The following is a 20,400-nucleotide window of genomic DNA, read 5'->3' on the forward strand; positions in this document are numbered from 1 at the left end:
GTCCGGCCAGCGCAATGCTGCCGGAAGAACCCCGCCACGCCGGCAGCGGGGGTCGCTGGCAGCCTGGCTGCCACCCGACCTCGCCATGAGGTCAACAGGAACACCAGTCAACCACTGAGGGCAATACCCAATGAGAAGACTCAAGCGTGATCCGATGGAACGAGCATTTCTACGCGGTTATCAGCATGGCATACACGGCAAATCTCGCGATCTGTGCCCCTTTTACCATCCCGAAGTGCGCCAAGCCTGGATTAACGGCTGGCGGGAGGGTCGCGGCGACAACTGGGATGGTCTGACCGGCACCGCCGGTCTTCATCGACTGAACGAACTCAACGCGGTCGGCTGACACGATCACACCGACTTCAACAAGCACGCCCCACCCGGGCGGCGGGCTGAAGCCCAGGGGCTCCTAAAGGAGCCCCCACTACACCGCAAAAACCATTGTCTCGGCAATTCTCTCCATGGCCTGCCGGCCTTGCCCCGGTTTCAACGGCCTGTTACGGCAATCAGAAATTCACATCCTTGCGCGAACGTATCGCAGCTATGGCGTCCACGGATTCGCGTATCAGTGCCGGGCCCTTGTAGATAAAGCCTGTGTACAGCTGTACCAAGCTCGCTCCCGCCTCGATCTTCTCAGCCGCGTGACGGCCTTCAGTGATCCCGCCAACCGCGATGATCGGCAGGCGACCACCCAGGGTCTCGGCCAGCACCTTGACGGTATGGGTGCTCTTCTCGCGCACCGGAGCACCGGAAAGCCCACCGGCCTCGTCAGCGTGAGCCAGCCCGGCAACGCCGTCCCGGCCCAGAGTGGTGTTGGTCGCGATGATGGCGTCCATGCCGGCCTGGAATACCGTATCGGCCACCAGGACGATTTCTTCGTCGGTCATGTCGGGAGCGATCTTGATGGCCAGCGGCACGCGCTTGCCATGCAATACCTCCAGATCCTCACGGCGTAGACGCAAGGCGTCGAGTAGCTGCTTGAGCGAGTCACCGAACTGCAGGCTGCGCAGGCCGGGTGTGTTCGGCGAGCTGACGTTCACCGTGACGTAACTGGCCTGGTGGTAGACCTTGTCCAGGCACAACAGATAGTCATCCTGGGCGCGCTCGACAGGGGTATCAAAGTTCTTGCCGATATTGATGCCCAGAATGCCCTTGAAGCGCGCCGCATCGACTCGCTCCAGCAAGGCATCAACGCCATGGTTGTTGAACCCCATGCGATTGATGATCGCCTCCGCCTCCGGCAGGCGGAAGATGCGTGGCTTGGGGTTTCCAGGCTGCGGCCGAGGCGTCACTGTACCCACTTCGACGAAGCCGAAACCCAGCTGGGAAAGGCCGCAGATGGCCTCGCCATTTTTGTCCAGGCCAGCTGCCAGGCCGACCGGGTTGGGAAAGTCCAGCCCCATGACACGTACCGGCAGGCTCGCCGGGGCCTTGTTGAGCATGGCGTTCAGCCCAAGCCGACCACCCGCCCCGATAAGGTCCAGCGACAACTCATGGGAGTTTTCCGGAGTTAATTTGAACAGCAGCCGGCGAGCCAGGTTGTACATACGCAGCTAGATCCTGGGAGAAAGTGTGGCGCGAAAGTATAGCAGGCAGGATGCCGCCAGCGTCTGTGTACAAGTCACGATAAACGGGCCGCTCCATCGAGCCGACGCAAACGGATGAGTTTGCCTTCGGCAGAGAATTCCAACTCAAATGAACCAAAAACGCCTGCTGTTGTCGTAAACGGGCGCAAATGATGGGCCGGCAAGCTGACACGCGTCCCATCTCTGCTTCTGACGAGAACCCGATTGGCTTGCCCTTGGTAAACCGCAAGCAGCCGCTCGGCAGGCAATGCGATATCCAGCACGAGGCTTGGCATGGAGCACCTCAATGATCAGTACGCCGACAATAGTGCCACACGACGGTGCTCACAGAGGCTTGCCAACAGTGCCTGCAGCGCTCGCCTGCTATCGCAGAGGCGGTAAAACCATTACAGAATTCTCCCGGCTCTGGCACACTCCCCTCTTATTAGAACGAGCCCATCCGTGATGATGAGCCAATCCGAGCCGATGCCGTCAGTGATTTCCCGACTTGCGAGATTTGCCCAAAACCTTGGGCTGACCGGAAAACCGCCGCGTCAGACCCTGGAGCATGCCAGCCAGATTCGCCTGCCCTTCGCCCCTCTGGCCGAACCGGCTCCGAGCATCTTCTGGCAAGACGGCCCCTGCCTGCAGAGGGTCGTAAACTTGCCCCGCGGTGCCCTTTCCGGTCCCGTTCAGGAAGACAAGGCCAAGGCCCATGCCGCTCTGACGCGCCTGGTGCGCAAGGAAGTCAGCAGTTATCCGTCCCTGGATCTGCGGCAGATCGACGGCATCAGTGGCCAAAGCGCAAACGGCAACATCTACCCGACCTTTGAAGCCTTCGCTGCGACTCCGGCCTGCCGACAGCTGCGTGTAATCAGCTACAGGGATTTTTTGCGCACCCTCGGCACCGCCTTACCCGGCTTCAAGCATCAGGCACCTATAGAAGTGCGCCAGGCCAGCTGGCTTGGGGAGCGAATTTACTGGGCCGGTGAACATCACGCCGAGGCTTTCGCCTGTGCCATCGCCTATGCGCGACTCAGAGGATTGGAAGTCCTGCTGCCTTGCGAACTCACCGATTACCGGCTCGACAGTGCCGGCTTGCAGGCCCTGGATGACGAATACCACGCCCTCGCCATGCCCGCCCAGGCGTGGAGCGATCGTGACTTCATGAGGCTGCTGCTCGATACAAAGGTGCCTTATGCGCGCCTGCGGCTGTTGAACGATGCCAACAACTCCGAACTGCTCCTGCTGGACAAGCGCGCAAGCACCGCCGATGCCCTCGGCAAAGGACTCAAGCTCGCCGGCGCACCGGACATGGTCCGTTACCTGCGCGATCTGCCACAGATCACCCGCTTCCGCCTCGGCCATCAGACCCTGGATGCTTGAGTTGGCCACCGGCTGATGAGAAGTTGACGAGGCTCAGACAGGCACTCGTCAAACTATGCGGATCATATACAAGGGTACAGGCTTGAGCCTTGCACTCCCTGCGCCAGTACTGCTCTACCGCTGAGGCTTTTCCAGCGCCAGATCCTGCAGTTCACGTCCCGCCACGGCATACATCGCGTAATCGACACTGCTGGCACTGCGCAGCTCGGCCAGCATCTGCTGCCAGCGCTCGACCTGATAGGGTCGCTGCTCCAGCCACAACTGCACACGCGCATCGTAGTCGTCCGGCGCCCCCTCCATCTGCAGTACCGATACGGTGATCGCACGCTGCTGGCTGTCCAGGTCATCGCGGAAGTCCTCACGCGCCAGAGCCTGCCAGTTGTTCTCCACCGGTAAGGCGGTCAGTTGCTGCAGGTACCAGGGCAACTCCAGCGCACCGCCGACGGCGAAGTAGGCAGCGGCCACCTCGACTGGTTGCCGTCCGGTTTCGTCAGTGGCTTCCAGAATCGGCAACAGCGTGTACAGGTGATGGGTACCGGCCACCATCCGCGCCAGCAGCTCAGGCACGCCGGCTTCGGTATAACGCTGGTAGCGCGCCTGCCACAGCTCCCGCGTGCCGCCCTGCAGAAGCGTATCGAGCTTGAGTCCGAGCGCTGCCACCCTGGGGCCGAAATGGCCTACGTCACGCGCCGCATCCAGCTCGTTGCGGCGGTTGCGCAGGAACCAGCGCGTCGCGCGGCGGCCGAGACGCATCAATTCTTCCATCAGATGCATCTGCAGCTCAGCCGACACCCGGTGATCCAGCGCCTCGATCTGACGGAACCAGTGCGGCAAATGGAAAATGTCGCGCACAACCACATAGAGCCCGGCGATATTGGCCGCACTCAAACCAGTAGCCTCATGCAGGCGCTGCACGAATGTGATGCCCATGTGATTGACCAGATCATTGGCGATCTGGGTGCTGATGATTTCCCGCTTCAGCCGGTGCTGCCGCATCGCATCATGGAACTCGTCCGCCAACACTTTCGGGAAGGCGCTGTCCATTTCCCGCTCCAGATAGGCGTCATCCGGCACCCGGGACTGCAGCAGCGCCTCCTGCAGGGAGATCTTGCTGTAGGAAATCAGCACTGCCAGCTCGGCACGCGTCAACCCCTGGCCCTGCTGCGCACGCTCATCAAGCGCCTCATCGCTTGGCAGGAACTCCAGGGCGCGGTCCAGTAGGCCTTCAGCCTCGAGCGCGCTGATCAGGCGCCGGTACTCGCCGCCACCCACCCGTGCACGCCGCTCGGCCAGAGAAAGTGCCTGGGTCTGCTTGTAATTGTCATGCAGGACCAGCGCGGCCACCGCATCGGTCATCTGGAACAACAATTGGTTGCGCTGTTTCTCGGTCATGTCTCCAGCGCTGACCACTTCATTGAGCAGGATCTTGATATTGACCTCGTGGTCGGAGCAGTTGACGCCGCCAGCGTTGTCGATGAAGTCAGTGTTCGAGGCGCCACCATGCAGACCGTATTCCACGCGCCCCAACTGAGTGACACCCAGGTTGCCGCCTTCGCCGATAACCTTGGCGCGTACGTCGCAGGCGTTGACCCGCACCCCGTCATTGGACTTGTCACCGACCTCCGCATGGCTTTCCGTCGAGCTCTTGATATAGGTGCCGATGCCGCCATTCCAGAGCAGGTCCACAGGCGCCTTGAGCAGTGCCTGGATAAGCTCGGCGGGAGTCAGCCAGTCCGCCGCGATATCGAAGCGCGCCTTCATCTGCGGGCTGATATCGATACGCTTGGCCGAACGCGGGAAGACCCCGCCCCCCTCGGAAATCAGCGTGCTGTCGTAGTCGGCCCAGGATGAGCGTGGCAGCTCGAACAGGCGTTGGCGTTCAACAAAGCTGCGGGCAGCATCCGGCTGTGGGTCGATGAATATGTGCAGATGGTTGAAGGCAGCCACCAGCTGCAGGGACTCGGACCTGAGCATGCCGTTGCCGAAGACGTCACCGGCCATGTCTCCGATGCCGATCACGCTGATGTTGTCTCGCTGAACGTCGATGCCACGTTCGCGGAAGTGCCGCTGCACCGAAACCCAGGCGGCCCGGGCAGTGATGCCCATTTTCTTGTGGTCATAACCGGCCGAGCCACCGGACGCGAAAGCATCGCCGAGCCAGAAGTCGTATTCGGCAGCGATGCCATTGGCGGTATCGGAAAAAGTCGCCGTGCCCTTGTCGGCGGCAACCACCAGATAGGGATCATCCTCGTCGTAGCGCAGGACGTTGGCCGGCGGCACCACCTGACCTTCTTTGAGGTTGTCGGTGATATCCAGCAGGCCGCTGATGAAGATCCGGTAGCAGGCCAGCCCTTCGGCGAATATCTCGTCACGCGAACCGCTGGGCAGACGGCGCGGCACGAAGCCACCCTTGGCGCCGCCAGGGACGATAATGGCGTTCTTCACCTGCTGGGCCTTGACCAGGCCCAGCACCTCGGTGCGGTAGTCCTCTTCGCGGTCGGACCAGCGCAACCCGCCGCGCGCCACTTTGCCGCCGCGCAGATGCACGCCCTCGACCCGCGGCGAATAGACGAAAATCTCGAATTCCGGCACTGGTCGCGGCATTTCCGGGATCGCCTGCGGATCGAATTTGAAGCTGAAATAGGGCTTCGGCTTGCCGCTGGCATCAGCCTGATAGAAGTTGGTCCGCAAAGTGGCCTGGATCAGCGCCAGATATCGACGCAGGATGCGATCTTCATTGAGCACCGCCACGCCATCGAGTGCGCTCAGGATCGCTTGCTGCAAGCGATCCTGCTTGTCGGCCAGGTCCTCTTCGCCAAGCTTGCGCGCCAGGTAGAAGCGCATCTTGAACAGCCGCACCAGCTCCCGGGCGATATCGGCATGATTGAGCAGCGCGCTGGCGATATAGCCCAGGTCGAAGCCCACGCGAATCTGCTTGAGGTAGCGGCCGTAGGCGCGCAGCAGCGCGACCTCGCGCCAGGTCAGCCCGGCAGTGAGCACCAGCCGGTTGAAGCTATCGTTCTCCGCCAGCCCCAGATGAATGTTGATGAAGGCTTGCTGCAGCGGCTCGTTGATCTCCATCAGGTCGATTTCCAGACCTTCGGCGTAGCTCAGAATAAAGTCGTGAATCCAGTACTGACGCCCTTCCCGGTCACGCACATGGAAAGGAAACTCGCCCAGCACCCGCAACCCCAGATTCTCCAGGATCGGCAACATGTCCGACAGCGCCAGCGGCGTATCCAGATGGTAGAGCTTGCAGTGCAGGCGGTTCTCCTGGACGGAGATGGGCTGGTAGAAGCTCATGGCCAACGGATGTTCTTCGCTCAGCTCCAACACATGCTGCATATCCACCGCCGCCGAAAGCGGGTCGAAACGCTCGCGATAACCGGCCGGAAACCCCTGCACGAAGTCCGCCATAACCGCCGTGCCACGGGCCTCGCCGAAGCGCTCGATGATCAGGCTGCGATATTCGTCCTGCCAGGTGCGACAGGCCTGCACGACTTCTCTCTCCAGTTGCAGTGGATCGATCTGTGGCGGCCGTTCCGGGTCCAGGCGCAGCAGGAACTGCACCCGGATCAGCACCGATTCGGAGAAATAGGTCGAGAATTCGCAACCACTGGCATTCAGGCGATCGATCAGCACGCGCTGAATGCGCAAGCGCGTTTCAGTGGAATAGACATCGCGCGGCACATAGGCCAGGCAGTAACAGAAGCGGCCATAGGGATCGGTACGCAGGAATAGCCGCAACCTGTTGCGTTCCTGAATCTGCACAATGGCGATGGCGGTGTCGAAGAGCTGATCGAGGGTCATCTGAAACAGCTCGTCGCGCGGCAGCACTTCGAGCACCTGCACCAACTCCTTGCCCAGGTGTGCCGAACTCTCGAAAGGCGAGCGCTCCACCACCTGGGCGACCTTGCTGCGGATATACGGAATGCGCCGCACGCTCTGGGTGTAGACGGATGAGGTGAACAGCCCGAGGAAGCGGCACTCCCTGACTACCCGGCCCTGCTCGTCGAGCTCGCGCAGGGACACATAATCCGGGTACGCCGGTCGGTGCACCCGGCTCGGTGTCGCCGCCTTGGCAAAGGACAGCAGCAGCGGTTCGCGCAAATAGGCCAGCGCGGCAGGTGTCGTCAGCTGGTCTTCGTCGTGGCCGGTACGCAGATGCCGCGACAGGCCCAATAACGAAGACTGGTCATAGACCAGACGTGCACTTTCACCCTGCTCTTCGAGGGTGAACTCCTCATAGCCGAGAAAGGTGAAATGGTCATCGGCCAGCCAGCGCACGAAGTCCATGATTTCGCCCAGCTGGCCGTTACCGGCTTGCCCCTGCAGCCTGCCTAGGCGCTGATGGTGCTCTTCGGCCTTGGCCCGCATTGGCGCAAAGTCACTCACCGCAAGGCGAACGTCGGCCAGCACGGCATGCAGAGACTGCTCCAGCTCACGCAGGGCGGTAGCGCTGGCGCACCGGTCCACTTCGATGAAGATCAGCGACTCGGCACTGCTGTCAGCCGTGCTGATCCCGCTGGGCAGCAACTCCAGAAACTCCCCGCCAGCGCCACGACGTACCTGCAGCACGCTGTTTTGCAGGGTATGGATGGCAAAGCCGCGTCGCATCAGTTCCATGCGCACCGAATCGACCAGAAAGGGCATATCGGGATGCAGCACCTCGACCAGGCTATGGGTCGACTGCCAGCCGTGCTTTTCGTAATCGGGATTGAATACCTGCACTCGCGGCTGTGCCGGATCAAAGTGCTCCAACAGCCGCCAGCTGGCAAGCGTCGCCCCGACAAGGTCACTCATACGCCGCTCGGCAAGCTCGCTCAGAGCGACGATTCCGAAGAACTGCTCAGCGAAAAGCCCTACTTGCGGCAAGCGCTTCTCGTCAACATGCTGCGCCAGCGCCGCTTGCAGTTGCTGCTGAAAGTCGGCTTTGCTGGCCGCGGTAAAAAACGCCATTGTTAAGCTCCATTGCTGGGACAATTCGACACGCCCGTGCGGACATGACTGATGTACAAATCACCTTAGTTCAACGCCGGGACGGGGTCTGCATCCATTTCGTCGCGGTCTGCGCATGAACAAGTTGCCGAGCCGCGCATAGCCTGGATCTCGGCAATGAATTAAAGTCTGGCCCCGCGCGCGCCGCCCGAGCAGCCCTCAGAAGAGCCCGAAGATGGACCACCGTGAAGCAATAGTCGCCTTGCGACAGTTTCTTTCCACTCAAATTCTTGGCCAGGATCGCCTAATCGACCGACTGCTGATTGCGCTGCTGGCCGACGGTCATCTACTGGTTGAGGGCGCGCCTGGCCTGGCCAAGACCCGTGCCATCAAGGAGCTTGCCGGTGGCCTGGAAGCGGAATTTCACCGTATCCAGTTCACCCCCGATCTGCTGCCAGCGGATATCACCGGCACCGAAATCTACCGCCCGGAAACCGGCAGCTTCGTCTTCCAGCAGGGACCGATCTTTCACAACCTGGTGCTGGCCGATGAGATCAACCGCGCACCGGCCAAGGTCCAGTCAGCGCTGCTGGAAGCCATGGCCGAGCGCCAGGTCAGCGTCGGGCGCAGCACTTACGACCTGTCGCCGCTGTTTCTGGTAATGGCCACGCAGAACCCCATCGAACACGAAGGCACCTACCCGCTTCCCGAGGCCCAGCTGGACCGTTTTCTGCTGCATGTACGCCTCGGCTTTCCGGATGCCTCGGTGGAGCGGCGCATCCTGCAGCAGGCCCGAGGGGAAGCCATCAATGGCGAAACCACACCGGAGCACCGGGTTTCGCAGCACGCGATCTTTGCCGCGCGCAAGGAAATCCTCGACCTGTACATGGCCGATGCAGTGGAGGAGTACCTGGTGCAGCTGGTAATGGCGACCCGCGCACCGGCCAAGTTCGATGCCGAGCTGGCCGGCTGGATCGCCTACGGTGCCAGCCCGCGCGGCTCGATCGCGCTGGACCGCTGCGCACGCGCCCATGCCTGGCTAGCAGGCCGCGACTTCGTCAGCCCCGAGGATATTCAGGCAATGCTCTTCGACGTGCTGCGCCATCGGCTGATCCTATCCTTCGAGGCAGAGGCCTCCGGCATCGACCAGGACCGTGTCCTTCAGCGCATCCTCGACGTGGTGGCGGTGGCCTGATGCACGCCCCGGCGTCCGCCACTTCTCCCCAGGCGGCTCGCCCGGCTGCCGCGGGCGTTCGCATTAGCCTTTCCGAGCTGATCGACATGCGCCACCGGGTCCGCGAAGTCCCGTTGTTTGCCAGCCCGCAGCAACGCGCCCCCCTGGTCGGTCTGCACCACTCCAAGCTGCGCGGTCGCGGCGTGGATTTCGATCAGGTGCGCATCTATCAGGCTGGCGACGATGTGCGCACCATCGACTGGCGGGTTACGGCACGCACCCAGGAGCCGCACACCAAGCTGTTTCACGAAGAACGCGAACGCCCGATTTATATCCTCGTTGAACAGAGCCCACGGCTGTTCTTCGGCAGCGGCCTGATGCTCAAGTCGGTACTTGCGGCACAGGCTGCAAGCCTGATCGGCTGGGCTGCGTTGAGCCACAACGATCGTGTTGGCGGGCTGGTCTTCGGCCAGGACGAGCAGCACGAGATCAAGCCACGGCGCAGCAAGCAGAGCTTGTTGCTGCTGCTTGACCGCCTGGCGCGGGCCAACGCGAAGCTGGCTGCCGGCCAGTTCAGCAGCCCCGAAGCATTCGGCATGGCGCTGAGACGAGCCCGCGAAGTACTGCGCCCTGGCAGCCTGGCGGTCATCATCTGCGACGAACGCACGCTGAGCGAGACTGCTGAACAACAACTGACCCTGCTCGCTCGTCACGTCGACCTGCTGCTGATGCCGCTTTCCGATCCGCTGGATCATGCCCTGCCTGCCGCCGGGCACCTGCGTTTCGCACAGGGCAACGCCCGTCTTGAAATCGATACCCATGACGCCGGACTCCGACAGGCCTGGCGCGAGCAAGGGCAAGCGCGCATCGATCGCTGGCAACGCCTGGCCATCCGCCTGCGCTCACCGCTGATGCCGCTGGGTACCCAGCGTGAATTGGTGGAGCAGTTGCGCGAACACCTCGGGGTACAACAACCGGGGGCACGGCGATGAGCAGCCTTGAGGACTTGCAGCCGTTGATCGCGCCACCGCCGGTTGCCTGGTGGCCGCCCGCTCCAGGCTGGTGGTTTCTTGCTGCCCTGGCGCTCGGTGTTTTCCTTGTGGTGCGCCTGCGCCCCTGGCGTCGATGGACGAACAAGGTCAAGCGAGCCGAAACCGAGATCGAGCCACATCGGCAGATCGCCTTGGACGAACTGGCCCAACTGAGCAAACCCTACGGCGGCCAGCCCGCCAACCAGTGGCTGCAACAACTCAACGCCCTGCTCAAACGCCTGTGCCGTATCCGCTATCCAAACGAAAATTCACACACGCTCAGCGGGCGCGCCTGGCTGGCGTTTCTTGACAATCGCTGCCCGGCAGCCGGGTTGACGCGCTGGATGGTGCTGGTCGAAGGCGGCTATCGCGCCGAGTGCCGGCTGGACGACAAGTCCATCGCCGGCCTGGAGCAAGCCGTGCAGATCTGGATTCGCAAGCATGTTTGAGCTGGCCTGGCCCTGGATTTTCCTCTTGCTACCCCTGCCCTGGCTACTTCGCTGGGCACTTCCCCCCGCCGACAGCGGCGATGCCGCGCTGAAGGTCAGCTTTCTCCAGGAGCTTCAGAGCCTGTCCGGCCGGCGTGCCAGCATCACCCTGCCCGGTTGGCGCCAGCAGATACCCTATGCGCTGGTCTGGCTGCTGCTGCTATTTGCTGCGGCCCGTCCGCAGTGGCTCGGCGAGCCGCTACCCCTGCCCAGCAGCGGCCGCGACCTGCTGCTGGCCGTGGACGTATCGGGCTCAATGGACTACCCCGACATGCAATGGCAGGGGCATGAGGTCAGCCGTCTGGAGCTGGTCCAGCAGCTGTTCGGCGATTTCATCATCGAACGGCATGGTGACCGCGTCGGGCTGATCCTGTTCGGCAGCAAGGCCTACCTGCAGGCGCCGCTGACCTTCGACCGACAAACTGTACGCACCTGGCTCGATGACGCCAGCCCTGGCATCGCCGGCAACAATACGGCCATCGGCGACGCGATCGGGCTGGCGGTCAAACGCTTGCGCGAGCGTCCGGCAGAAAGTCGCGTGCTGGTGCTGATCACCGACGGCGCCAATAACGGCGGCGAGATAGAACCACTGCTTGCGGCACGCCTGGCTGCTGCCCAGCAGGTAAAGGTGCACACCATAGGCATCGGCGCCCCCCAGTCGTCAGATGGCGCACTCGGTCACTTCGGTTTCAACGCTACCGACCTCGACGAGCCGACTTTGCGCGCCATCGCCGAGCAAACCGGCGGCGAGTATTTTCGTGCGCGCTCAAGCGACGAACTCAAGGCTATCGGTGCCGCCCTCGACCAGCTCGAACCGGCCGCGCAAGCACCTGCACAAGCACACGTTGCGGATGCCTTGTACGCCTGGCCATTGGCCGCGGCTCTACTGCTCAGTCTGCTGATGGTGGCGAACCGTCTCTGGCCGACACCGCTGCGGCGGCTTCTACCCGGTAAGCAACCATGATCGACCTCTGGCCACATGTGCTCAGGCCTTACTGGCTGCTGCTCGTGCCGCTGCCAATCTGGCTGCTGTGGCGTCTCTGGCACCTGCGGCGCCGGACCGGGAACTGGCAACGCCTGTTGCCTGAAGCCTTTCACCAGGTATTGCTAACCAAAGGCAAGTCGCGCAGCAGCCGGCTGCCCTGGCTACTGCTCGGCTGCGCATGGCTGCTGGCTTGCCTGGCCCTGTTGGGACCGAGCTGGCAGCAGGTCGAACAGCCCGGCTTATCGCGCGACGACCCACTGGTAATCCTGCTTGATCTGACCCCGGCCATGCTCGCCGCCGACCTGCAACCCACCCGTCTGGAACACGCCAAGCGCAAGATTCTCGACCTGTTGCAAGCGCGCCAGGATGCCCAGACGGCAGTGGTTGTGTTTGCCGGCAGTGCCCATACCCTGGTGCCGCTGACCAAAGACCTGGCGACGACACAGAACTTGCTCGACGCCCTTCACCCCAGCCTGATGCCCGCAGCCGGGCAGCGTGCGGATCTGGCGGTCGCCCAAGGCATCGCGCTGCTGGAGCATGGCGCCCGCGGCCGCGGCCGTCTTCTGCTGATCGGCAGCGACCTGAACGAAAGCGAGCGCGACAGCATTCAGGCCCAGTTGAAGGATGCAGGGCTGCGCCTGCTGATTCTCGGCATCGGTACCCGCCAGGGCGCCCCAATCGCCAGTGAAGACGGCAGCTTTCTAAAGGATGATCAGGGCGCGATCCTTATTCCCCGGCTGGACGACTCAACCCTGCGCCGTTTCGCCAACGACACCGGCGGCCGCTATCAGCAGTCCCGCCTTGATGCTCAGGACCTGCGCAGTCTGGGGCTGCTGGAGCGCGGCGGTTCTCTGCGGGCCAGGGACAACGAAACAACGCAACTCGATCTCTGGCTGGATCAAGGCTATTGGCTGCTCCTGCCGCTTCTGCTGCTGGCCGCCTGTGGTGGGCGCCGTGGCTGGTTGCTCTGTCTGCCACTACTGATTGCCCTGCCGCAGCCAGCCAGCGCGGTCAGTTTGGATGACCTTTGGGCGCGCCCGGATCAACAGGGCATGCGCCTGCTTGAGCAGAACCGTCCGGGCGAGGCCGCCGAACACTTCGAGGATTATCGCTGGCAGGGTTTTGCTCGCTATCAGGCTGGCGACTATGCCGGCGCGGCAGAGCGTTTTGCCCAGGGCGACACCGCCAGCGATCATTACAATCGCGGCAATGCCCTGGCGCGCAACGAGCAATACGAATCTGCCATCGAGGCCTACGATCAGGCACTGGAGCTCGCTCCGGGCCTGCAAGCTGCGCAGCACAACAAGGCCCTTGTCGAAGAACTACTGCGCCAGCGCGAGCAGCAAGCGCAAGAGAGCGAGTCACCGCAGGAAGGCGCAGAAGATGAGGCCTCCCCAGAGCAGTCGCCCGCCACCGGAGGCGCCGCCGGCACACAGGTGGAAGCCGCCACAGATACTGAAACACAGGCCGGCGACGAGCAGAATGAACCCACGCAGCCAGCAGATCAGTCACTCGACGACACTACAGAGGCTGGAGCCAACGTACAGCCTGTCCGGAACGAGGATGCGCTTGCCGATCCGGAACAGAACCAGGCACTGGAACAGTGGTTGCGCAAGGTACCGGATAACCCCGGCGAGCTGTTGCGACGCAAGTTCCTCCTTGAATATCGCAAGCATCAGGAATGAAACGGGAATGAATCCATCATGCGTCTGCTGACCCTGGTATTTCTCATGCTCTTGGGCATGCAGGCGAACGCGGCAAGCCTGACGGCGAGCGTCGACCGTACCCAGCTGAGCCTCAATGAAACGCTGGAGCTCACCCTCGAAACCGACGATGCGACCATTTTCGGCAAGCCGAATCTGCAGCCACTCGACGGTCTGTTCAAGGTGTTCGGCAGCCGCCAGCTCAACCAGTTGTCGAGTGTCAATGGCCAGGCCCGCTCGATCACCCAGTGGCTGATCACCCTACAGCCCCAACAGACCGGCTATGTGGTGATCCCGCCCCTGCAGATTGGCGGACTGAGCAGCAAGCCCATCACCCTGCACGTGCGCGAAACCAGCGCCGACGAGGGTAATCGCCTTTCACCCATCTTCATCGATGCCAGCCTCGACAGGGACAGTGTCTATGTTCAGGCCCAGGTGGTGCTTACGCTACGCATCTATCACTCTGTGTCGCTCTATGACGACAGCACTCTCTCGCCGCTGCAGATGAGCGACGCGCTGGTGGAGCGTCTCGATGAGCCACGCACCTATGAAAAGGACATCAACGGCATCCGCCACGGCGTAATTGAAATTCGCTACGCTCTGTTCCCGCAGAAAAGCGGTGCGCTGACCATCCCTTCGCAGCTGTTCAGCGCCACCGCAGTCGCTCCCGCTACGGGCGACCGCTTCGGTTCACGTTTTGGCCGTTCAACCCAGGTCAAATCACCGTCCATCCCACTCCAGGTTAAACCCAAGCCGGCCGAATATCCGGCGAACACGCCCTGGCTGCCGGCTACCAATCTGACCCTGGTAGAGGCCTGGAGCCCGGAACCCCAAGAGGCCAGAATCGGCGAAGCCCTGACTCGCAGCGTACTGCTCAAGGCCGAAGGTTTGACCAGCGCCCAGCTGCCGCCGCTTCAGTCGACTCAGGTGCCCGGCCTGCGCGGTTATCCTGATCAACCCAGCCTGCGTAACGAAGTCGCTGCCCACGGCGTCAGCGGCAGCCGCGAGCAGCGTGAGGCCCTGGTGGCAACCAAGCCGGGTGATTTCCAGTTGCCGGCCATTGAACTGGTTTGGTGGAACACCGCCGAAGATCGCCTGGAGCGCAGCTCACTACCCGCTCGCTCATTACAAGTGGCGGAAAATCCCGATCTGCAACAGCCAACCATCGAAGCCCCGGCCTACCCCATGCAAACCGAAACCGAGCGGCTCTGGCCCTGGCAGCTGAGTACCTTGTTGCTGGCCCTGACCACCCTGCTCGGCTTTGGCCTCTGGCTGCATGCACGCAGCCAGCCGGCCATTATCCGTACCGTTCAGGTCGGGCCTACGCCTCGCAGCCTGCTCGACGACCTCAAACGCGCCTGCCAGGCCAACGCCCCCCTGGCCACACGCCACGCCATCGACGCCTGGGCACGGCAGCAGCCGGAAACCCTAGCCGAGATGGCCGCGCGTTTCGTACCGCTGTCGGATGCTCTGGATGGCCTCAACGGAGCGCTCTACAGCGAGGCCGGGCAACGTTGGCAAGGCGATGCGCTGTGGCAGGCGATCCAGAATCTGCCGCCGGCTCAAACCTCCAGCACCGAACAGGAAGCAGGCTCCCTGCCGCCGCTGTATCCGCGCTGAGGCTGCACCTGTCGTGTCTATCAGATCGCTCAGCGGCGGGTAATCAGCCCCTGCCGAGCGACCCGCGTCAGCTCATGAACACAGCTTTCCAGGCATTCGCTCGGCGGTGCCTGAATTACTGCAAGATCAAAGCTATCGTCGGCGAAACCGGCCAAGGATTCATCTGTATCAGCAAACCGGATAAGCAAAGCGCGGGACTTGCCGTTGCGGCGTGGCCAACCTTCGAGATGGCGCAGCAACGACGGCTGATGATTGCCAGAGAGAAGGATTCGTGGAGTGGAGCGAGTCAGCCCGCCGATGATGGGGCCTAAAGGCAAGCGTGCGTAGGATGCGTTCATTCATGGATTCCGCCTCACCTGTTCTGCTGGGCAGCGGTGGGAGGCATCACCGGAACCAGCGCTTTAGCAGTATTTCGGACCTCGGTCCGGCGCCCCGCAAGTAGCTGACTAAATCGGCGCATGGGCGAAAACCTACACAGACATATCACCCACTGTCAACTAAGCTGCTCACAGCTTCGGGTTTATCCGCCTGAGAAAAAATATTTCGGGAAGTTACTAGCGAAACATGTACTTGCCGCTTTTTTGCTCCTAGAATGGCTCTCCGTCAAGGGTTTGCGACACTTCGTCACAGTCGGAGCCAATAATACGCCGCCCTCACAAGGAGTTCGGCATGCCTGATGCCTCACTGGCCCATAACTGGGGCTTTGCTGTTTTTTTGTTGGGCGTCGCTGCCCTGTGCGCTTTCATGCTGGGTGTATCCAGCCTCCTTGGCAGCAAGGCCTGGGGCCGCGCCAAGAACGAGCCATTCGAATCCGGCATTCTGCCCACCGGCAATGCACGCCTGCGTTTCTCTGCAAAGTTTTATCTAGTCGCGATTCTTTTCGTGATCTTCGACATTGAAGCCCTGTTTCTCTTCGCCTGGGCCGTCTCGGTGCGCGAAAGCGCCTGGATCGGCCTGGTCGGCGCTACCGTTTTCATAACAATTCTGTTCGCGGGTCTTGTCTATGAGGCCTCGACAGGTGCACTTGACTGGTCACCTGCAGGGCGCCGCAAACGACAGGCGAAGCTGAAGCAATGAGGCTCTTCGCATGCAATACAAACTTACCCGGATCGATCCGGATGCGGTCACAGACCGCTATCCGATCGGCCAACAGGAGACTGTTGCCGATCCATTAGAAGACCAGGTTCATCGCAACATCTACATGGGCAAGCTGGAAGACGTGTTGAACGACGCGGTCAACTGGGGGCGCAAGAATTCCCTCTGGCCGTACAACTTCGGCCTGTCGTGCTGCTATGTGGAGATGACCACGGCCTTCACCGCGCCTCATGACATCGCCCGTTTCGGCGCCGAGGTAATTCGCGCCTCGCCGCGCCAGGCCGACTTCATGGTCATTGCCGGGACGCCCTTCATCAAGATGGCCCCCATCATCCAGCGGCTCTATGAGCAGATGCTCGAGCCCAAGTGGGTCATTTCGATGGGCGCCTGCGCCAATTCCGGTGGTATGTACGACATCTACTCGGTCGTTCAAGGGGTCGACAAGTTCCTCCCCGTGGACGTGTACATACCCGGCTGCCCGCCCCGCCCCGAGGCGTTCCTGCAAGGTTTGCAACTGCTGCAGGAATCCATCGGCAAGGAGCGCCGCCCGCTTTCCTGGGTCGTCGGTGATCAGGGCATCTATCGCCCCGAGATGCCGTCGCAGAGAGAAGAGCGACGCGAACAGCGTATCCAGGTCACCAACCTGCGCAGCCCCGACGACGTGTGATATCGGCTTTCCTGACCGGAAGGCCCCCGCACACCCAAACGTTGACCGAAAGCGACCGAGACCATGACTGCAGGCAATGCGCTGTACATTCCGCCCTACAAGGCTGACGACCAGGATATCGTCGTCGAACTGAACGCGCGCTTTGGCGCCGAGACCTTTACGCTGCAACCCAGCCTGACCGGTATGCCGGTGCTCTGGGTAGCGCGCGACAAGCTCATCGAAGTCCTGCGCTTCCTGCGCCAGGTGAGCAAGCCCTACGTGATGCTCTATGACCTGAGCGCCACCGACGAGCGCCTGCGCACTCAGCGTCAGGGCCTGCCCGCGGCCGATTTCAGCGTTTTCTACCATCTGATGTCGCTGGAGCGTAACAGCGACGTGATGATCAAGGTTGCACTGCGCGAAGGGGACCTGAATCTGCCCACCGCCACCAGCGTCTGGCCCAATGCCAACTGGTACGAGCGCGAAGTCTGGGACATGTTCGGCATCACCTTCGACGGCCACCCCTTTTTGACCCGCATGCTGATGCCACCGACCTGGGAAGGCCACCCGCTGCGCAAGGACTACCCGGCGCGCGCCACCGAGTTCGACCCCTATAGCCTGAACGCCGCCAAGCAGGATCTGGAGCAGGAAGCCCTGCGCTTCAAGCCGGAAGACTGGGGTATGAAACGCGCCGGCGAGCATGAGGACTACATGTTCCTCAACCTTGGCCCGAACCACCCTTCGGCCCACGGCGCCTTCCGCATCATCCTGCAGCTCGATGGCGAGGAAATTCTCGATTGCGTGCCGGAAATTGGCTACCACCATCGCGGTGCGGAGAAGATGGCCGAGCGTCAGAGCTGGCACAGCTTCATTCCCTATACCGACCGCATCGACTATCTCGGCGGGGTGATGAACAACCTGCCCTATGTGCTGGCCGTGGAGAAACTGGCCGGCATCACCGTGCCGGACCGCGTCGACTTCATCCGCGTGATGATGGCCGAGTTCTTCCGCATCCAGAACCACCTGCTCTACCTCGGCACTTACATCCAGGACGTTGGCGCCATGACGCCGGTGTTCTTCACCTTCACCGACCGCCAGCGCGCCTACAAGGTGATCGAAGCCATCACCGGCTTCCGCATGCATCCGGCCTGGTACCGCATCGGCGGCGTCGCCCACGACCTGCCGCGCGGCTGGGACAAGCTGGTGCGCGAATTCCTCGACTGGATGCCCAAGCGTCTCAACGAGTATGAAAAGGCCGCGCTGAAGAACAGCATCCTGATCGGCCGAACCAAGGGCGTGGCTGCCTACAACACCAAGGAAGCCCTGGAATGGGGCACCACCGGTGCCGGCCTGCGCGCGACCGGTTGCGATTTCGACCTGCGCAAGGCGCGCCCCTACTCCGGCTACCAGCATTTCGATTTCGAAGTGCCGCTGGCGGTCAACGGCGATGCCTACGACCGCTGCATGGTGAAGATGGGCGAGATGCGCGAGAGCCTGAAGATCATCGAGCAGTGCCTCAAGCACATGCCCGAAGGTCCGTACAAGGCCGACCACCCGCTGACCACGCCGCCACCGAAAGAGCGCACGCTGCAGCATATCGAAACCCTGATCACGCACTTCCTGCAAGTGTCCTGGGGGCCGGTGATGCCGGCCAACGAAAGCCTGCAGATGATCGAAGCGACCAAGGGCATCAACAGCTACTACCTGACCAGCGACGGCAGCACCATGAGCTACCGCACGCGCATTCGGACGCCCAGTTTCCCGCATCTGCAGCAAATCCCCGCGGTCATCCGCGGCAGCATGATTCCGGACCTGATCGCCTATCTGGGCAGTATCGATTTCGTTATGGCCGACGTGGACCGCTGATATGAGCACTGTTATCAAGACTGACCGTTTCGCCCTCAGCGAAGCCGAGCGCTCGGCCATCGAGCACGAAATGCACCACTACGAAGACCCGCGCGCGGCATCCATCGAGGCGCTGAAGATCGTCCAGAAAGCCCGCGGTTGGGTGCCGGACGGCGCTTGCGACGCCATCGGCGAGATCCTCGGCATCCCCGCCAGCGACGTCGAAGGCGTCGCCACCTTCTATAGTCAGATTTTCCGTGTGCCGGTGGGCCGTCACATCATCCGCGTCTGCGACAGCATGACCTGCTACATCGGCGGGCATGAGAGCGTGCTGGACAGCATCAAGAATGAAATAGGGATCGAGCCGGGCCAGACCACGGCCGACAACCGCTTCACGCTGATTCCTGTGTGCTGCCTGGGCAACTGCGACAAGGCCCCGGCGCTGATGATCGACGACGACACCTTTGGCGATGTTCAGCCCGGCGGCATCGCCCAGTTGCTGGAGGCCTATCAATGAGCGTCATGAAGCAATTGGCATCTTTCGGCCCGGCCAACCGCATTGCCCGCAGCGAAGAAACCCATCCCATGACCTGGCGCCTGCGTGACGACGGCCAGCCGGTGTGGCTAGAAGAGTACCGGCAGAAGAACGGCTATGCCGCGCTGCGCAAGGCGCTGACAGAGCTGAGCCAGGCCGACATCGTCCAGCAGGTCAAGGACTCGGGCCTCAAGGGCCGCGGCGGCGCGGGCTTTCCGACTGGCGTCAAATGGGGACTGATGCCCACCGACGAGTCGCTGAACATCCGTTACCTGCTGTGCAACGCAGACGAGATGGAGCCCAATACCTGGAAGGACCGCCTGCTGATGGAGCAGCTGCCGCACCTGCTGGTCGAAGGCATGATCATCAGTGCCCGCGCGCTCAAGGCCTACCGCGGCTATATCTTCCTGCGCGGCGAATATGTCGACGCAGCGATCAACCTCAACCGCGCCATCGATGAAGCCAAGGCCGCCGGCCTCTTGGGCAAGAACATCCTCGGCAGCGGCTTCGATTTCGAGCTGTTCGTACACACCGGCGCCGGCCGCTATATCTGCGGGGAAGAAACCGCCCTGATCAATTCGCTGGAAGGCCGCCGCGCCAACCCGCGCGCCAAGCCGCCGTTCCCCGCCGCCGTCGGCGTATGGGGCAAGCCGACCTGCGTCAACAACGTCGAAACCCTGTGCAATGTGCCGGCAATCATCGGCAACGGCGTGCCCTGGTACAAATCCCTGGCACGCGCCGGCAGTGAAGACCACGGCAGCAAGCTGATGGGTTTTTCCGGCAAGGTGAAGAACCCCGGTATCTGGGAGCTGCCCTTCGGCATCACCGCGCGCGAACTTTTCGAGGACTACGCCGGTGGCATGAAGGATGGCTACAGCCTCAAGTGCTGGCAGCCCGGCGGCGCCGGGACCGGTTTCCTGCTGCCCGAGCACCTGGAGGCGCAAATGTATGCCGGTGGCGTCGCCAAATTCGGTACACGCATGGGCACTGGCCTGGCACTGGCCGTCGACAACACAGTGAGCATGGTCTCGCTGCTGCGCAACATGGAAGAGTTCTTCGCCCGCGAATCCTGTGGCTGGTGCACACCATGCCGTGACGGCCTGCCCTGGAGCGTGAAGACCCTGCGCGCGCTGGAGCGCGGCCAAGGCACATCCCAGGATCTGGACATTCTGCTGCAGCTGGTGGATTTCCTTGGCCCAGGCAAGACCTTCTGCGCCCATGCACCCGGCGCGGTAGAGCCATTGGGAGCTGCACTCAAATATTTCCGGCATGAGTTCGAAGCGGGCGTCGCCAAGACGGCAAACACCCCGCCGCTGCCGGCATAAGAATTGAAAGACGCTGAAAGCTGCAAGCTGGACGAAAGCAACTCGAGCACCGTTCACCTCAGGC

16 protein-coding genes and 1 pseudogene are annotated in these 20,400 nt (G+C 62.2%); 13 read left to right on the forward strand and 4 right to left on the reverse strand.

The window, feature by feature from the left end:
* The first annotated feature begins 130 nt into the window (after positions 1-130).
* Entirely contained in the window at positions 131-346 is a 216-nt protein-coding gene (gene rmf / locus BN1079_RS05290) for a ribosome modulation factor (protein ID WP_037022861.1), read from the forward strand.
* Positions 347-506: 160 nt separating this feature from the next.
* Here the strand turns inward: rmf and BN1079_RS05295 are convergent, their stop codons facing one another.
* Together BN1079_RS05295 and BN1079_RS17250 are read right to left on the reverse strand one after the other, a co-directional pair.
* A complete protein-coding gene (locus tag BN1079_RS05295) occupies positions 507-1,547 on the reverse strand; it encodes a quinone-dependent dihydroorotate dehydrogenase (RefSeq protein ID WP_037022862.1) in 1,041 nt (346 codons plus the stop codon).
* Between the two features lie 74 nt (positions 1,548-1,621).
* Positions 1,622-1,861, reverse strand: coding sequence for a DUF2835 domain-containing protein (locus BN1079_RS17250; protein ID WP_074436823.1), 240 nt, complete (start codon positions 1,859-1,861; stop codon positions 1,622-1,624).
* 169 nt (positions 1,862-2,030) lie between these two features.
* Here BN1079_RS17250 and BN1079_RS05300 point away from each other — a divergent pair, with 169 nt between their 5' ends.
* Positions 2,031-2,951, forward strand: coding sequence for a DUF6685 family protein (locus BN1079_RS05300; protein ID WP_037022863.1), 921 nt, complete (start codon positions 2,031-2,033; stop codon positions 2,949-2,951).
* Between the two features lie 114 nt (positions 2,952-3,065).
* Here BN1079_RS05300 and BN1079_RS05305 read toward each other — a convergent pair whose 3' ends face one another.
* Positions 3,066-7,910: an NAD-glutamate dehydrogenase gene (locus tag BN1079_RS05305; RefSeq protein ID WP_037022864.1), complete on the reverse strand. Its 4,845-nt coding sequence runs from the start codon at positions 7,908-7,910 to the stop codon at positions 3,066-3,068.
* A gap of 168 nt (positions 7,911-8,078) precedes the next feature.
* Here BN1079_RS05305 and BN1079_RS05310 point away from each other — a divergent pair.
* From BN1079_RS05310 to BN1079_RS05335, 6 genes and pseudogenes are all read left to right on the forward strand, one after another.
* Positions 8,079-9,084, forward strand: a pseudogene (locus BN1079_RS05310) (AAA family ATPase).
* Entirely contained in the window at positions 9,084-10,055 is a 972-nt protein-coding gene (locus tag BN1079_RS05315; RefSeq protein WP_037022867.1) for a DUF58 domain-containing protein, read from the forward strand. Before BN1079_RS05310 ends, BN1079_RS05315 begins: the two are co-directional and overlap by 1 nt.
* Positions 10,052-10,543, forward strand: a complete 492-nt coding sequence (locus tag BN1079_RS05320) for a DUF4381 domain-containing protein (protein ID WP_037022868.1) — start codon at positions 10,052-10,054, stop codon at positions 10,541-10,543. Before BN1079_RS05315 ends, BN1079_RS05320 begins: the two co-directional genes overlap by 4 nt.
* On the forward strand, positions 10,536-11,546 hold the full coding sequence (locus BN1079_RS05325) for a VWA domain-containing protein (RefSeq protein WP_037022869.1): 1,011 nt from the start codon (positions 10,536-10,538) through the stop codon (positions 11,544-11,546). The genes BN1079_RS05320 and BN1079_RS05325 overlap by 8 nt, the downstream gene beginning before the upstream one ends.
* Positions 11,543-13,252: a VWA domain-containing protein gene (locus BN1079_RS05330; protein ID WP_037022871.1), complete on the forward strand. Its 1,710-nt coding sequence runs from the start codon at positions 11,543-11,545 to the stop codon at positions 13,250-13,252. Before BN1079_RS05325 ends, BN1079_RS05330 begins: the two co-directional genes overlap by 4 nt.
* 15 nt (positions 13,253-13,267) lie before the next feature.
* On the forward strand, positions 13,268-14,890 hold the full coding sequence (locus tag BN1079_RS05335; protein WP_037022872.1) for a BatD family protein: 1,623 nt from the start codon (positions 13,268-13,270) through the stop codon (positions 14,888-14,890).
* A 29-nt stretch (positions 14,891-14,919) separates the two neighbouring features.
* Here BN1079_RS05335 and BN1079_RS05340 read toward each other — a convergent pair whose 3' ends face one another.
* On the reverse strand, positions 14,920-15,228 hold the full coding sequence (locus tag BN1079_RS05340; protein ID WP_037022873.1) for a hypothetical protein: 309 nt from the start codon (positions 15,226-15,228) through the stop codon (positions 14,920-14,922).
* A 331-nt stretch (positions 15,229-15,559) separates the two neighbouring features.
* Here BN1079_RS05340 and BN1079_RS05345 point away from each other — a divergent pair, with 331 nt between their 5' ends.
* The 5 genes from BN1079_RS05345 (at position 15,560) to nuoF (ending at position 20,336) form a co-directional block, all read left to right on the forward strand.
* Positions 15,560-15,967 carry an NADH-quinone oxidoreductase subunit A gene (locus BN1079_RS05345; protein ID WP_037022874.1) on the forward strand — a complete coding sequence of 136 codons (408 nt, stop codon included), beginning with the start codon at positions 15,560-15,562 and terminating at the stop codon, positions 15,965-15,967.
* Between the two features lie 10 nt (positions 15,968-15,977).
* Positions 15,978-16,652 (forward strand): NuoB/complex I 20 kDa subunit family protein, encoded by a 675-nt coding sequence (locus BN1079_RS05350; RefSeq protein ID WP_037022876.1) that lies wholly within the window; start codon positions 15,978-15,980, stop codon positions 16,650-16,652.
* A 63-nt stretch (positions 16,653-16,715) separates the two neighbouring features.
* A complete protein-coding gene (gene nuoC / locus BN1079_RS05355) occupies positions 16,716-18,497 on the forward strand; it encodes an NADH-quinone oxidoreductase subunit C/D (RefSeq protein WP_037022878.1) in 1,782 nt (593 codons plus the stop codon).
* A 1-nt stretch (position 18,498) separates the two neighbouring features.
* Entirely contained in the window at positions 18,499-18,993 is a 495-nt protein-coding gene (nuoE, locus tag BN1079_RS05360) for an NADH-quinone oxidoreductase subunit NuoE (protein WP_037022879.1), read from the forward strand.
* A 5-nt stretch (positions 18,994-18,998) separates the two neighbouring features.
* Positions 18,999-20,336: an NADH-quinone oxidoreductase subunit NuoF gene (nuoF, locus tag BN1079_RS05365; RefSeq protein WP_037026631.1), complete on the forward strand. Its 1,338-nt coding sequence runs from the start codon at positions 18,999-19,001 to the stop codon at positions 20,334-20,336.
* The last annotated feature ends 64 nt before the right edge of the window (positions 20,337-20,400 follow it).

Origin of the sequence: Pseudomonas saudiphocaensis (genome assembly GCF_000756775.1) — a bacterium.
GTDB classification, from domain to species: Bacteria; Pseudomonadota; Gammaproteobacteria; order Pseudomonadales; family Pseudomonadaceae; genus Stutzerimonas; species Stutzerimonas saudiphocaensis.

What these genes read in the sequence shown, in the direction of transcription:
- rmf (WP_037022861.1), top strand. Translation starts at nt 131, where the DNA reads ATGAGAAGACTCAAGCGTGATCCGATGGAACGAGCATTTCTACGCGGT.
- BN1079_RS05295 (WP_037022862.1), bottom strand. Translation starts at nt 1,547, where the DNA reads ATGTACAACCTGGCTCGCCGGCTGCTGTTCAAATTAACTCCGGAAAAC.
- BN1079_RS17250 (WP_074436823.1), bottom strand. Translation starts at nt 1,861, where the DNA reads ATGCCAAGCCTCGTGCTGGATATCGCATTGCCTGCCGAGCGGCTGCTT.
- BN1079_RS05300 (WP_037022863.1), top strand. Translation starts at nt 2,031, where the DNA reads ATGATGAGCCAATCCGAGCCGATGCCGTCAGTGATTTCCCGACTTGCG.
- BN1079_RS05305 (WP_037022864.1), bottom strand. Translation starts at nt 7,910, where the DNA reads ATGGCGTTTTTTACCGCGGCCAGCAAAGCCGACTTTCAGCAGCAACTG.
- BN1079_RS05315 (WP_037022867.1), top strand. Translation starts at nt 9,084, where the DNA reads ATGCACGCCCCGGCGTCCGCCACTTCTCCCCAGGCGGCTCGCCCGGCT.
- BN1079_RS05320 (WP_037022868.1), top strand. Translation starts at nt 10,052, where the DNA reads ATGAGCAGCCTTGAGGACTTGCAGCCGTTGATCGCGCCACCGCCGGTT.
- BN1079_RS05325 (WP_037022869.1), top strand. Translation starts at nt 10,536, where the DNA reads ATGTTTGAGCTGGCCTGGCCCTGGATTTTCCTCTTGCTACCCCTGCCC.
- BN1079_RS05330 (WP_037022871.1), top strand. Translation starts at nt 11,543, where the DNA reads ATGATCGACCTCTGGCCACATGTGCTCAGGCCTTACTGGCTGCTGCTC.
- BN1079_RS05340 (WP_037022873.1), bottom strand. Translation starts at nt 15,228, where the DNA reads ATGAACGCATCCTACGCACGCTTGCCTTTAGGCCCCATCATCGGCGGG.
- BN1079_RS05345 (WP_037022874.1), top strand. Translation starts at nt 15,560, where the DNA reads ATGCCTGATGCCTCACTGGCCCATAACTGGGGCTTTGCTGTTTTTTTG.
- BN1079_RS05350 (WP_037022876.1), top strand. Translation starts at nt 15,978, where the DNA reads ATGCAATACAAACTTACCCGGATCGATCCGGATGCGGTCACAGACCGC.
- nuoC (WP_037022878.1), top strand. Translation starts at nt 16,716, where the DNA reads ATGACTGCAGGCAATGCGCTGTACATTCCGCCCTACAAGGCTGACGAC.
- nuoE (WP_037022879.1), top strand. Translation starts at nt 18,499, where the DNA reads ATGAGCACTGTTATCAAGACTGACCGTTTCGCCCTCAGCGAAGCCGAG.
- nuoF (WP_037026631.1), top strand. Translation starts at nt 18,999, where the DNA reads ATGAAGCAATTGGCATCTTTCGGCCCGGCCAACCGCATTGCCCGCAGC.